Here is a 14,356-nt window from a genome sequence, read left to right as displayed (position 1 = left end):
GTCACTTCAGGCGCTCGAACCGGCAAACGACGCCGCCAGCAACTCCCGCGTATACGGGTGTTTTGCCGAGCCGAACAACTCGCCCGTTTCCCCTCGCTCCACCACCTCGCCATCCTTCATCACGATCAGGTCGTGGGCCAGTGCCCGCACTACCGCCAGGTCATGACTGATGAACAGATACGTCAGACCGTGTTCCTCCTGTAACCGGCGCAACAGCGCGACGATCTGTTTCTGCACCGTGCGATCCAGCGCCGACGTCGGCTCGTCGAGCAGGATCAGATCCGGCTTGAGCACCAACGCCCGGGCAATGGCGATGCGTTGCCGCTGCCCGCCGGAAAACTCGTGGGGATAGCGATGACGTGTCGCCGGATCGAGGCCCACCTCCCGCAAGACATCAATCACGGCCTGTTCACGTTCCCGCGCATTCATGTCGCTGTGCACCTGCAGACCCTCGGCGATGATCTGCTCCACGCACAAGCGCGGACTGAGGCTGCCGAACGGATCCTGAAACACCACTTGCAGGCGTTTGCGTAGCGGCCGTAGCTGCTTTCCGCTCAGGCCTTCCAGCGCCTTGCCTTCGAAACGGATGCTGCCGTCAGCCTCGATCAGTCGCAGGATCGCCTGGCCGAGGGTGGACTTGCCGGAGCCCGACTCACCGACAATCCCCAAGGTCCGCCCCCGTTGCAGGCTCAGATCGATACCGTTGACCGCGTGCAGATACGACTTTGGGCGCAGCCAGCCGCCACCGAGTCGAAAGCGCACGTTGAGATCGCGCACTTGCAACAGTTCCTCCGACTTGTCCCGACACAGCGCCATGCCCCCGGGTTCGGCGTTAAGCAATTCAATACTGTAGGGATGCTGCGGCGCCCGGAACAGTTGCTCGCAAGTCGCCTGTTCGACGATCTCGCCGCCGCGCATCACCGCGACTCGCTGGGCGATGGTGCGTACCAGATTCAAGTCGTGACTGATGATCAGCAGCGCCATGCCCAGGCGTTGTTGCAGCTCTTGGAGCAACAGAAGAATCTTGCGCTGCACGGTAACATCGAGGGCGGTGGTCGGCTCATCGGCAATCAGCAATTGCGGCTCGCATGCCAGTGCCATCGCGATCATCACTCGCTGCCGTTGCCCGCCTGAGAGCTGATGCGGGTAAGCCTTCAGACGCTCGCTCGGGCGTTGAATGCCCACCAGCTCCAACAGCTCCAGAATCCGTTTGCGTGCCGCCGCGCCCGCCAGACCTTTGTGCAGCGCCAGGCTTTCGCCAAGTTGCCGCTCGATGCTGTGCAACGGGTTCAGCGAACTCATCGGCTCCTGAAAAATCATCGCAATGCGGTTGCCGCGCAATTGCCGCAGATAGCGCTCGTGCACACCCAGCAACTCTTCGCCGCCATAACGAATGCTGCCGTCGATCTTCGTGATGTTCGGGTCCAGCAGTTGCAGAATGCTGTGGGCCGTCACCGACTTGCCTGAACCGGACTCCCCCACCAGCGCCAGGCATTCACCCGGACGGATGTCGAGGTCGATGCCGTGGACCACTTCCTGGCCTTTGAAGGCAACCCGCAGGTCGCGTATTTCGATCAAATGTTCACGCATATCAAGTCCTGGGGTCGAAGGCATCACGGCACGCTTCGCCGATGAATACGAGCAATGAAAGAATCAGCGCGAGAGCAAAAAACGCTGTCAGGCCCAGCCACGGCGCTTGCAGATTGGTCTTGCCCTGACCGATCAATTCACCCAGCGACGCACTGCCCGCCGGCATGCCGAAACCCAGGAAATCCAGCGCAGACAACGTCGCGATGGCTCCGGTGAGAATGAACGGCAGGTACGTCAGCGTCGCGCTCATGGCATTGGGCAAGATGTGCCGCACGATCACCTGCGCATCGCCGACGCCCAGTGCCCGCGCCGCTTTCACGTACTCGAGCCCACGGCTGCGCAGAAACTCGGCGCGCACCACATCCACCAGGCTCAGCCAGGAAAACAGCGCCATGATGCCCAGCAGCCACCAGAAATTCGGCTCGACGAAGCCCGACAGAATGATCAGCAGATACAACACCGGCAGCCCCGACCAGACCTCCAGCAAACGCTGTCCGATCAAGTCGACCCAACCGCCGTAGTAGCCCTGCAACGCACCGGCGGCGATGCCGATCAACGCACTGGTCGCGGTCAGTGCCAAGGCAAACAGCAGTGACACCCGCGTACCGAAAATCACCCGCGCCAGCACATCCCGCGCCTGATCATCAGTGCCCAGCCAGTTCTCACCGGTGGGCGGGCTCGGTGCCGGTTCCGTGAGGTCGTAATTGACCGTGTCGAAACCGAAGGGGATCGGCGCAAACCACATCCGCCCGCCCTGCCCCTCGATCAGCTCGCGCACCTGGGCGCTGCGATAGTCGGGCTGAAACGGCAACTCGCCGCCGAAATCCTGTTCGGTGTAACGCTTGAACGCCGGAAAATACCAACCGCCCTGGTAGCTCACCAACAGCGGTTTATCGTTGGCGACCAGTTCACCGCCAAGGCTCAAACCGAAGAGTGCGAGAAACAGCCACAACGACCACCAGCCGCGCCGATGAGCCTTGAACCGCGCCCAACGGCGCTGTCCGATGGGAGATAACGTCAGCATCGGGCGGTCCTCGCAGAGAAGTCGATACGCGGGTCGACCAGCGTGTAGCACAGGTCGCCGAGCAGTTTTATCAAGAGTCCGAACAGGGTGAAGATGAACAGCGAACCGAACACCACTGGGTAATCCCTCGACACCGCCGCCTCGTAACTCAGGCGCCCGAGACCATCGAGGGAAAAAATCACCTCGATCAGCAGCGAGCCGCCGAAGAACACGGTCACCAGCGCCTGAGGCAACCCAGCGACCACCAACAGCATCGCATTGCGAAACACGTGCCCGTACAACACCTGTCGCTCACTCAACCCCTTGGCCCGGGCCGTGACCACGTACAGCCGCGAGATCTCGTTGAGGAAGCTGTTCTTGGTCAGGATCGTCAGGGTCGCGAAACCACCGACCACCAGCGCGCTGACCGGCAACACCAGATGCCAGAAGTAGTCCGCCACCTTGCCCCACGGCGTCAGCTCGGCGAAGTTGTCCGAGACCAGCCCGCGCACCGGAAACCAGTCCAGCGCCGTGCCGCCGGCAAACACCACGATCAACAACAGGGCGAACAAAAAGCCCGGCATCGCGTAACCGATGATGATCGCCGCGCTGCTCCAGACATCGAACGCCGAACCGTTGTGCACGGCCTTGCGAATGCCCAGCGGGATCGACACCAGATAGGTGATCAACGTCGCCCACAGACCCAGCGACAAGGTCACCGGCAATTTCTGCCAGATCAATTCCGTCACCGTCGCGCCCCGGAAGAAACTCTTGCCGAAGTCCAGTTGCGCGTAGCTTTTGAGCATCAGCCACAAGCGCTCGCTGGCGGGTTTGTCGAACCCGTACTGACGCTCGATATCGGCCACCAGTTTCGGGTCCAGGCCACGGGTCGCGCGGGACTCGCCGCCAATGGTTTCGACATGACTTGCACCCACCGCCCCGCCGACACCGATCCCCTGCAAACGGGCGATGGCCTGCTCGACCGGGCCACCGGGCGCAGCCTGCACGATCACGAAGTTCACCAACAGAATCGCCAACAAGGTCGGCACGATCAGCAGCAGACGCCGCAGGCTATAACCCCACATGGGCCAACTCCTTTTGCTGTTTTTGCGCCTGAGTGGCGGTCAACGCCGTCGGACTGATTTCCCACCAGGTATCCAGGCCGGCGTCGTACAGCGGCGCAATCGCCGGCCGGCCGAAACGGTTCCACCACACCGTGGAAATACCCGGTGGGTAATAGTTGGGAATCCAGTAGTAGCCCCACTGCAACACCCGGTCCAGCGCACGGGCATGGCGCAACAGACTCGCGCGGCTGTCGGCCTGCACCACGCCTTCGAGCAGCGCATCCACCGCCGGATCACGCAGCACCATGTAGTTGTTGGAACCCGGATCATCGGCGCCGTCGGAGCCGAAGTAATTGAACATTTCGCGCCCTGGTGCCTGACTCACCGGATAACCGACGACGATCATGTCGTAGTCGCGATTGCGCACGCGGTTGGTGTATTGCGCGGTGTCGACCTGACGAATATCGAAGCCGATGCCGATCTGCGCCAGGTTGCGTTTGAACGGCAGCAACAAGCGCTCGAAACCTTTCTGGCCGTTGAGAAAGGTGAATTGCAGCGGCTCGCCGGCGGCATTCACCAGTTGATCGCCACGGGGTTTCCAACCAGCGGCCTCCAGCAGTTTCAGCGCCTGCAACTGTTGCACCCGGATGTTGCCGCTGCCGTCGGTGCGCGGCGCCTCGAACACCTGACTGAACACCTCATCGGGGATCTTGCCGCGCCAGGGCTCGAGGATTTTCAGTTCTCCGGCGTCCGGCAATTCAGTCGCCGACAGCGCGCTGTGGGAGAAGTAACTGCGCTGGCGCAGGTACATGCTGCGCATCATTTGCCGATTGCTCCATTCGAAATCCCAGAGCATGGCGATCGCTTGGCGCACCCGGCGATCCTGAAACATCGGTTTCTGCAGGTTGAACACGAAACCCTGAGCGCCTTGAGCGGCACCGGGAGCGAGGTGTTCGCGCAACAGTTTGCCCTGCTCCAGCGCTGCGCCGGCATAACCAATGGTGTAACTGGTGGCGGAGAACTCGCGGTTGTAATCGAAGCCGCCGGCCTTGAGCACTTGCCGCGATACGTCGGTGTCGGCGAAGAACTCCACACTCAACTGATCGAAGTTGTAGAACCCGCGACTGATTGGCAGATCCTTGCCCCACCAGTCCTGAACCCGCTGGAATTTCACACTGCGACCGGCATCCACCGCACTGACCCGATAGGGGCCGCTGCCGGGCGGAATCTCGAAACCAGCACCTTCGGCAAAGTCCCGCGTGCGCCACCAGTGCTCGGGCAGCACGGGCAGCACCGCCAGATCCAGCGGCAAGGTGCGGCTGTCGTTGTTCTTGAACACGAAGCGCACCTGGGTTGGCGACTCGACCTGCACTTCGGCGACATCCCGAAACTGCTGCCGATACTTCAGGCTGCCCTGGGTGGTGAACAGCTCGAAGGTGTAGCGCACGTCCTCGGCGGTGATCGGCGTGCCGTCATCGAAACGCGCCGCTGGATTGAGATAGAAGCGCACCCAGCGCCGATCCGCGTCCAGTTCCATGCGTTGCGCCACCAGGCCGTAGACGCTGTAGGGCTCATCCTTGCTGCGATAAGCCAGTGGCGCGTAGAGCCAGCCATCGATCTCTGCGACGCCGGTGCCTTTTTCGACGTAGGGAATCAGGTGATCGAACGGACCGCTTTCCAGCGAAGAACGCCGCAGGCTGCCGCCCTTGGGTGCGTCGGGGTTGGCGTAGGCCAGGTGCTGAAAGTCCGGGGCGTACTTCGGGGCCTCGCCGTAGACCGTGAGGGCATGTTGAGGCTGCGCAAATATCGCCGGGCTCAGCACAAGACATACGCCCAGCAAAGTGAGTCTGGAAAACATGGGCAGATCCTTTAACCGCGTACCTGCCTACCTTTGATGTGCAGCGGGCAGGCATTTTTTATAGGGCCGGTTTTAGAACGATCGGTTACTAAAACCGGCACCGACTGGTCACTCTCAGAACTTGTAGTTGACCCGCGTGAACAGCGTCCGCCCGAACGGATCGCCGTATTTCGGGTCGTAGCCGCTCTGGAACGTGTAGGTCTGGTTGCTGAATGGCGGCTCGCGGTCGAACAGGTTCTTCACCCCCAGCGTCACGGCCAGGGTCTTGCGCCAGGTGTAGGTGCCGGCCACGTCCCAGACGTTGTAGGAGCCAACGTAGTCGTGGGTCTCACGATCCGAGTCGTGATAACCGCTGGTGTAGCGGTTGGTCAGGCTCGCGCCGAACGGGCCGTAGTTCCAGCTGCCGGTCAGGCTGTGACGCCAGCGGGCCACGGCACCGGCCGAAGCAAAGTCGCCGCCGCGAAAATCGCCGAGTTTGTCGATGTAGTCGCCCTTGAGTTGCTGCTGATACTCGTAACGACTGACATAGGTCCCTTGCAGACCAATCCCGAAATCGCCGTAAGCCGTGCTTGGCAAGCGGTAGTCGAAACTCACGTCGACACCGTTGGTCTTGATCTTGCCCAGGTTGGCCAGTCCCGTGACGATGTGATCGATGGAGCCATCAGGCTTGCGGATTAAACGATCCGGGTACAGTTCCGGGTTTTCGAACACCGCCGACTCAGGGAATTCGGCGATCTGGTTGGCGATATTGATCCACCAGAAATCCAGCCCGGTGGTCAGGCGATCGAACGGCTGATACACGAAGCCGAGGGTGACGTTGCGCGCGGTTTCCGGGCTCAGGTCCCTGTTGCCGCCGGTCCGACTGTTGAACTGCTGAGCGCAGTCGCGGTTGGCGATCCCGCCGTTGCTCGGGTTGCCACCGGCACACAGCCGCGGGTCGTTGTAATTGGCCACGGTGAACGTGGTGAAGTTCGGGTTATAGAGCTCATACAGCGACGGCGCGCGGAAACCTTCACTATAGGCGCCGCGAACCACCAGCTCCTTGAACGGCTGGAAGCGGAACGAGTATTTCGGGTTGGTGGTGCTGCCGAAATCGCTGTATTTGTCGTGGCGCACGGCGGCGGACAGTTCCAGGCTGTCGAGCACCGGCACGTTGACCTCGGCGTACTGCGCCGAGACGCTGCGGTCCCCGGTGACGCTGGCATTGGGGTCAACGCCCAGGCTCTGCACATCAGCCGCGAACTGGGCGAAATCCTGATGGAAGTCTTCCTTGCGGTACTCGCCACCCAGTGCCAGCGCCGAAGGGCCTGCGCCAAACCAGTCACCAATCTCGCGGCTGACACGGCCATCAATCGCCTTCACCCGACCGACAGCTGTTCCGTAATCGCCGTCCACCGCGTTGGCTGCCAGCAACGCGGAACCTGCAGCCGTCTGCGGGCCGAACGGGTTGATCACGCCATTGACAATGCCCTGGCTGACAGCCCGGTCGTTCACATAACCGCTACGGATGGTATTGACCACTTTGTTCTGGTTGTACGAGGCACCGACGTTGTAGTCCCAACCGACGAGCGTGCCGTCGAAACTCAGCAGCAGGCGCTGACCCGTGTTGTCGTCCTCATGCTGGCGAGCACCGACAGCGGTTTCGCGCCAGTTCACGTCTACCGGTTGCGTTGGATCAAGGGCAAAACCGCTCGGCCCCGGGGTGATGCCGTTGCCCGGATAAAACGCAGTACCAGGATTGACCTGATTGCCCATCAACGTACCGGGGCCGATCTGGGTGCGGTTTTCGTTGCGCGCCCAGAAGTATTCGAGGCTGACGTTGTGATCGTCCGACAGCTTGCCGGTGGCTTTGGCGAAGGCCGACGTCTTTTCGGTTTCCGGCACCAGATCGAGGTAATTCCACAGGCTCTGGCGGCAGATGCCGTTGCGCGACAGCAGGCCCGGTGCATTGCAACCGGAACCGGCCAACGGGTTGGTGGCGTTGCTGCCCTGACTCCAGTTGGCGGGTGACGCGGTACCGGAGGTGTAATCAAGTCCTCGCCCCGGCTGGTAGTTGTAGGTGTAGGCGCGATCTTCGGCGGCCAGCCGTTGCTGCTTGTCGTAACTCACAACGCCGAACACGTTGAAGCGATCGTCCTGCAAATCTCCAAAACCCCAACTACCGCTGAAGTTGCGGCTTTCACCGCCACCGGAATGGGTCGGCGTGTCGTAGTTGGTGCTGATCTGACCTTCGGTGAGGCTGGTCTTGGTGATGAAGTTGATCACCCCGCCGATGGCATCGGTGCCGTACAACGCCGAAGCACCGTCGCGCAGCACTTCAACCCGGTCGATGGCGGCGAACGGGATGGTATTGAGGTCCACGCCGGAGCCGTTGATGGCGTTGGTCGCGTTATTGCTCAAGCGGCGACCGTTAAGCAGCACCAGCGTCTTGTTCGGGCCAATGCCTCGCAGGTCAGCGTAAGACGCCCCGCCGCTGCTCGAACCCACCGAACGTCCGGAGCCCACGGAAGACTGGTTGGCAGAAATGCGATTGACCAGTTCTTCAGTGGTGGTCACGCCTTGCTTCTGCAATTCTTCGACCCGGAGGATGGTGACCGGCACCGCTGTTTCGGCATCGACTCGGCGGATCGCGGTGCCGGTGACTTCGACCCGCTGCAGTTGAGTGGTCGGCTCTGTAGCACTGCTGTCGGCGGCAATCGCCGGCAATGTGTTGATCGCCAGCAGCAAGGCCAGGCTCAACGGGGATTTAACGGGTGAAAATCGAATCATGAACAGCCATCCCTGCGTTTTGGTTTATGCAGGGATGTGCGATGGCAGATGGCGATTTATAGGGCGCGATTTAGACCGTTGGGTGCTGAGGTTATGCAAAAAAAGGCATGTGGATTGCTCAGGCCAGTTCTGCATCCCTCAGCAATCGTGTATCCAGCCCGAACCGCTCTTGCGAGACCATCCTGAATTGCCCTTCCGCCAAATCGCAGCTCACCAGCAAGTTCCACGAATGCCGGGTGGCTGCCGAGGGGATCAGTACGAACGGATGCTCGGCGAGCAATGCATCGGCAAAATCCTGCTGGTTAGGCGAAGACTGTGCCGGGCTCATCCAGTAAGGGTTGGGCAGCTCCTCGGGTTGCACGATTTTCACAAGTGCCTCACTGATCACCTCAAAGCACGTCAGCACATAGGGACTTTTATCCAGTGCGTTAAAACTCCCATGAGCTGCCACCTCCAGAATGGCGGTAGAGGGATCGATCGAGGCATAAACGACACGCCGGCCGGGCCGGTTCCATCGGCCACCCTGCAGTTCCGAACCAATACCGCTGTCCCAGGTGCATCGATAAACCTCAGGGTCCAGCCGCCACGCGTACCAACGGTCGTCCCAAGGCAACGGGTTCATTGATAAACCCCGTATTTGATTCGGTGCAGATAAGCATCGACCGATTGATACCCCAAAGAGCTCTCAATCAATGCGACGGGTCTGTAACCGTTTAACCATTTGGTTGCCTTGTTCAACCATTCCTCGGCGCTCGACTGATCGTGGAACACCTCGATGGCGGACTCCAGAGCGTGCGCATACTGGAAGGCGATCATGCTCTGCTGGCGGCTCAGGCGCGTAGGCTCGTCGCTGTTAAGCAAGCGCCGTACGGTTCTGACGGACCTTCCGGTGATGAGCTGCACAAGTTCGCTTTCCCGGTACAGCTCAGACGTTGAAATCATGTTGACGACGTCACGCAGATCAAAGCCTTCCAGCGCATAACGGATGATGTACATGGTGTCCCTGTCCCATATCCGGCCATGCAGCAACAACTCCACGGGTTTGCCCTCGACTCTCTTCAGCCCGGTGAGCCGGGGTGCTTTTGTCTGGGGCATGGGAGCACCCTCCGTAGGGCACCTGGCGTGATCGGCACGCCAGAAATCACGAGGGGAATAAGTAGAGTTTTCGTGCTCGAGATGTGCGGTTCGCATAATCCATCCAATGTCAGGGGCCCGAGCGTTCAGGCCGGTCAGTGACTTCATGTCACGACCGATGCTATAGACCCCACTTCCGACGGCCAACCTTAAAAAGTCGTCGGAAATATCCCTGCTTTCACTCAAAATCCGGCAACTTCCGTAGGACGCTGCCGAGCAGCGTTCCTCGCTCAACTCCCGAAGTGATAACTCACATCCAGCCACCACTGACGGCCGTAAGGGTCGTAGTTGCCGGTCGGGTAATACGGCCAGCCTGCCGAGTCGTCATGCTTGACCTGATTGAGCACGTTGTTCACGGTCAGCCCGACGCTTGCCCGGTCGTTCAAGCGATAGCGCGCACTGGCGTTGAACACCGTCCACGGCGACAGACGCCCGTCACCCGCGCCGTTGGTGACCGAGCCATACCGAATGCCCATCAGCGTCGCTGTGGCCTTCTGATAGTCCCAGGTCAGGCTGGCGTTGACCTTGCTGCGCCAGTCGTAGTTGGTGCGCGAAGTGCGCCAATCCTGGGTCGGGGCTTCGTCCGATTCCTTGTAGAAGTGCGACAACACCAGGGTGTAGCCCAGCGCCGAACTGAACGCGCCGTACTGGCCCGCGCCCCAGCGAATGTTGCTCTTGAAATCGAGACCGCTGACCCGCTCGCTCGCCGCGTTGATCGCATTCACCCGCACTCGCTGCAACTGGTTGGGATCAATGGCGGCATTGCCGGGATTGCGGTCAACACGCGCGAGGGTCGACTGGCAGTTGGCCGAGTTGATGTCCTGGGTACCGTTGCGGCATTCGTTCTCCTGCTGCAACAGGCGGTTTTCGTCGACGGTGGTCAGCAGGTCATCGATTTCCACGCGCCAGAAGTCGGTGGAAAAATCGAAGTTGCGCGACGGCGACCAGACAAAACCGTAGGTCCACGACTTGCCGCGTTCGGATTCCAGATCCGCCGTGCCGCTTTGTGTGTAGTCGACCCGCCCACGATCACACGCGCCCGCCACGCCCTGGCTGCAACCGTAATAATCGATCTGCGCCGGGTAGTAACCGTTGCTGTCGGACTGGTAGATGTAGTTCAAGTCCGGAGCCCGGAAACTGGTGCCGTAGCTGCCGCGCAACAACAGGCTGGTGACCGGTCGCCATTCGATACCGAGGTTGTAGGTTTTCTGCTGTTCGCTGCGCCCGCTGAATTTGTATTGGTCCCAGCGCCCCGCCGCCGTCGCCAGCACTGTGTCGGTCACCGGAATGCTGAACTCACCACCCGCCGCGTATCGCTTGCGCGAACCGCCGGAGCTTTGCGCCGGCGTCACGCCATAGAAACTGCCGTCGTTGAGGCTGTCGTCCGGGTCGATGCGGTATTCCTGTTTGCCTGCTTCCAGTACGCCGGCAAATCCGACCGGGCCGGCCGGCAGGTCAAACAGATCGCCATTGACCGAGGCGTTGTAGCTGGTGGACACCGACTTGCTGCTCTGGGTCAGGTTGCCGCGAAACTGCTCCCACTCTTGAGGCGTCAATGGCCGGTCGAGGCGCGCGGCGTCCGGGGAAAATACCGGGTAGCCGCCGCGCGTGCCGAGCTGCGGGCCGAGATAGAAATCCTGGATCGACGACAGCGGCGTGTAGCGTGTGGTGCGCACGCTTTTATATTCCGAGCGATTGGCCGCCAGATCATAGTGCCAGCCGGTGTCGGCGATTTTGTCCGACAGCCCCAGCGTGCCGGTCCACGAGGTGTCGCGCCACTTGCTGTTGTTACTGGTGCGCCCGCCGATTTCTTCTTCACCGAAACGGCGATACCAACGTTCCAGATTGCCGCTGTTCTGGTTGATGAAGTCCGGCGAGGTGAAGGTCGGGCCACGGGTGTTGTTCTGAATGTGGTCGAGGCCATACATCAGATCAGCGAACACCTGGCCGCTATCGCTGAAATGCCAGGTGCCGCGGGTGTAGCCGTCGTAGTTTTCCTTTTGCGTCTGGATCGTCCAGTAATCGTTGTACATCTGGTCGGTGCGGCAGCGCCCGCCGCTGTTGAACAGTTTGTTGTCGAACGTGCCTTGATAAGCGCCGCAGCCCGGCCCCAGATAACGGTTGTTGCTCAAGTCGCGGCGGTAACCGACATCCGCCAACGGCCCGCTCTGCATGAAACCTCGGTCATCGGCCCAGATCGGATCACGATTGGTCAGCTCAAGCCCGAACAAACCATCGAAGTCGCCCCAGCTGCCGCCGCCGCTGATCTGCAACCGCTGATTGTCACCGCCGCCGCGCTCGCTGGTGCCGCCCTTGAGGTTGACGTCGACGCCATTCATTTTGTCCTTGAGGATGATGTTCACCACCCCGGCAATCGCATCCGAACCGTAGATCGCCGAGGCGCCGCTGCTGAGGATTTCGATGCGGTCGATGATCGCCGACGGAATGTTCGCAAGATTGGTGAAGTTGACCTTGCCGTCGTACGGCGTCGGGTAATCGGCAACCCGCCGGCCATTGATCAGCACCAGCGTGTGGTTGGGCCCCAGGCCGCGCAGGTTGAGGGCGCTGGCGGCCGGTTGCCAGGTGTTGCCGTAATCTTCGCCCTGGGTCATGCCGGTGTTTTGCGTCTGCGTGGCGAGCGCGTCGTAGACGTTCTTGTAGCCCCGCGCTTCCATTTCTTCGTGGGTGATGACGTTGACCGGCGTCGCGCCATCGGACTGCGCCCGGGCGATCCGCGAACCGGTGACGGTGACTTTTTCCATGCGGTAATCGGCGTTGCTGGCAGGTGCCACGACGGCAGCCTTGACCGGTGCGGCGCTCGTTACCTCGGCCTGGCGAATGCTCAAACCCTGAGTGCCCTGCTCGACTTGCAGACCGCTGCCGAGCAACGCCTTCTCCACCGCCTGCCGGCCGCCCAACGCACCGCGCACGGCACTGCTGCGCTTGCCCTGCACCAGATTCTGACTGAAGGAAATCGGCACGCCGGTCTGGCGCGAGATATCCAGCAGCACCTCGTCGAGGGCTCCTGCGGCGATGTCGAAGGTAAAGACCTGAGTGGCGGCGTCTTGCGCCAATACGGCCGAAGGAACGATGCCCATCGCCAGCGCGGCGGCCAGCGTCAGGCGGGGTAATTGTTGTTTGAATGAGAACATCGAGGGGCTTCCCTGTTGAAGGCGTCTGCAGGGAATGAGCAGCGGGCCGGCGCTTTTTATAGGGTCGCGGATAGACCAGGAAGTTATGGTTTTATAACCGTGCTTCGATGCTCACCCAGTACGGGTTGTGCCAGGTGACGCGGATCGGCAGCGAACGTTCGAGCAATTGCAAGGTGCGGTCGCTGTCGTCCAACGGATAGAGGCCGCTGAGGCGCAGACCGGCGACGTCGGGGCTCAGGTGCAGAATGCCGCGACGGTAGCTGCGCAGGCTGTCGATGACTTCGCTCAAGGGACGATCACGCACTTCGAGTCGCCCTTGCACCCAGGCGCTTTCCTGCCCTTTGCTGCGTTCCAGCGCGAGGATTTCCTGCCCGTTGAACAGCAGACTCTCGCCCGCCTCCACCACTTGCCGCGCGCCGCCAGCAGTAACCACTTCGACCTGCGAATGCAGCATCACCAGCCGCGTCGAATCCTCAGCACGCTGCACCAGGAATTTCGTACCGAGTGCACGCATCCGCCCGTGCTCGGTTTCGACCACAAACGGTCGAGCCAGATTTTTCGCCACATCGACCAGCAGTTCACCGCTGCGCAATCCCAGCAGGCGCTCGACGTTATCGAATCGCGGCACCACACGGCTGCGGGCATTCAGCGTCAGGGCGCTGCCATCCTCCAGCGTGAATTGACGGCGCTCCCCGGTCCCGGTCGACAACTCACCGGCCTCCGGCAGCCAGCCATAACGTCGACCGAGCAAACCGGCCAGCACCGCAATGCCGAGCACACTCAGGCTGCCGCTGATGAATCGGCGGCGACTGCTGGAGGGCGCATTCAGGCTGTGCAGCACACTCTCACGCGGCAACCCGCGCAGGTTCGATTGACGCAGCAGATTCAGCCCGCCGCCCATTTGCTCGATGATCTGTTGATGCCGTGGATCCGCCGCACGCCAGGCGTCGAACGCTGCGCGCTCCTGCAGGCTGACATCCCCTGATTGCAACAACGCCATCCACTGCGCCGCTTCGTCGATCAGCGTTTCGTCCGGCCTCATGCCTGCATCGCCTGATAGCAACGTTTGAACGCCTCGACCATGTATTGCTGCACACGGCTGGTGGACACGCCGAGGCGCTCGCCGATTTCGCTGTAGGTCAGGCCGTCGAGCTGATGGTAGAGAAACGCAGCCTTGGCCTTGGCCGACAGACCGTTGAGCAAGCGATCCACCGCCAGCAGTGCTTCGATCACCAACGCCCGTTCTTCGGGTGACGGATGCACCGGCTCTGGCGCCAGGGCCAGGCTTTGCAGGTAGGCACGTTCAAGATCCTGTCGGCGCCAGCCTTCATACACCAGCCGCCGGGCGATCGTGGTCAACAGTGCGCGGGGTTCGCGTATGGCCAGTGGATCGGGCAATGCCAACACCCGAAGAAAGGTTTCCGAAGCAATGTCCTGTGCGCTGTGCGGGCAACCGAGGGTACGGCTGACTGCGGCGCACAACCATCGGTAGTCCTTTTGGAACATTTGCCCGATGACCTGGTAATGCGGGTTGTGACTCCCCATGCCTTACTCCCTGAAAACGGGCTCCACCCGCTGCGAAAATCCATGGATACGCCGGGATCGTCCGGCGTTGATCAGGGGAGCGACTGTGCAATAGCGTCGAAGACATTTGAAGTAATAAAAAATCAGGATCAGCAAACCTTTGAGAATAAGGCACGTCGTCGCCACGGCAACATTGGCTGACACAACGTTGATCTCGATCAGTGGTGCCGGCCACGCCAGTCTCTAACCTTGCGCCTCCATC

Annotated in this window: 10 protein-coding genes; all 10 read right to left on the bottom strand. The window is 61.1% G+C overall.

Features of this window, described 5'->3' with window-relative positions:
* Positions 1-6: 6 nt before the first annotated feature.
* Complete coding sequence (locus AC1RR7_RS03935; protein ID WP_493156214.1) at positions 7-1,590, bottom strand: ABC transporter ATP-binding protein; 1,584 nt, start codon at positions 1,588-1,590, stop codon at positions 7-9.
* Between the two features lies 1 nt (position 1,591).
* The gene (locus AC1RR7_RS03930; protein ID WP_102621770.1) at positions 1,592-2,614 is read right to left on the bottom strand and encodes an ABC transporter permease; all 1,023 of its coding nucleotides are present in this window, start codon (positions 2,612-2,614) and stop codon (positions 1,592-1,594) included.
* Positions 2,608-3,678, bottom strand: coding sequence for a microcin C ABC transporter permease YejB (locus tag AC1RR7_RS03925; protein ID WP_493156212.1), 1,071 nt, complete (start codon positions 3,676-3,678; stop codon positions 2,608-2,610). The genes AC1RR7_RS03930 and AC1RR7_RS03925 overlap by 7 nt, the downstream gene beginning before the upstream one ends.
* Positions 3,665-5,515, bottom strand: a complete 1,851-nt coding sequence (locus tag AC1RR7_RS03920; protein WP_493156210.1) for an extracellular solute-binding protein — start codon at positions 5,513-5,515, stop codon at positions 3,665-3,667. The genes AC1RR7_RS03925 and AC1RR7_RS03920 overlap by 14 nt, the downstream gene beginning before the upstream one ends.
* A 114-nt stretch (positions 5,516-5,629) precedes the next feature.
* On the bottom strand, positions 5,630-8,284 hold the full coding sequence (locus AC1RR7_RS03915) for a TonB-dependent receptor (protein WP_493156208.1): 2,655 nt from the start codon (positions 8,282-8,284) through the stop codon (positions 5,630-5,632).
* Positions 8,285-8,402: 118 nt separating this feature from the next.
* Positions 8,403-8,906 (bottom strand): RES family NAD+ phosphorylase, encoded by a 504-nt coding sequence (locus AC1RR7_RS03910; protein ID WP_192558160.1) that lies wholly within the window; start codon positions 8,904-8,906, stop codon positions 8,403-8,405.
* Entirely contained in the window at positions 8,903-9,379 is a 477-nt protein-coding gene (locus tag AC1RR7_RS03905) for an antitoxin Xre/MbcA/ParS toxin-binding domain-containing protein (protein WP_096819974.1), read from the bottom strand. The genes AC1RR7_RS03910 and AC1RR7_RS03905 overlap by 4 nt, the downstream gene beginning before the upstream one ends.
* Positions 9,380-9,648: 269 nt before the next feature.
* A complete protein-coding gene (locus tag AC1RR7_RS03900; RefSeq protein WP_493156205.1) occupies positions 9,649-12,570 on the bottom strand; it encodes a TonB-dependent receptor domain-containing protein in 2,922 nt (973 codons plus the stop codon).
* 91 nt (positions 12,571-12,661) lie between these two features.
* Positions 12,662-13,612: a FecR domain-containing protein gene (locus AC1RR7_RS03895; protein WP_096819976.1), complete on the bottom strand. Its 951-nt coding sequence runs from the start codon at positions 13,610-13,612 to the stop codon at positions 12,662-12,664.
* Positions 13,609-14,115, bottom strand: coding sequence for a sigma-70 family RNA polymerase sigma factor (locus AC1RR7_RS03890; protein ID WP_096819977.1), 507 nt, complete (start codon positions 14,113-14,115; stop codon positions 13,609-13,611). Before AC1RR7_RS03890 ends, AC1RR7_RS03895 begins: the two co-directional genes overlap by 4 nt.
* Between the last annotated feature and the right edge of the window lie 241 nt (positions 14,116-14,356).

It is taken from the genome of Pseudomonas sp. GW821-FHT11G12, from assembly GCF_058808055.1.
Note: the sequence above shows the minus strand (reverse complement) of the source record. Positions and strands in the feature narration are given on the sequence as shown.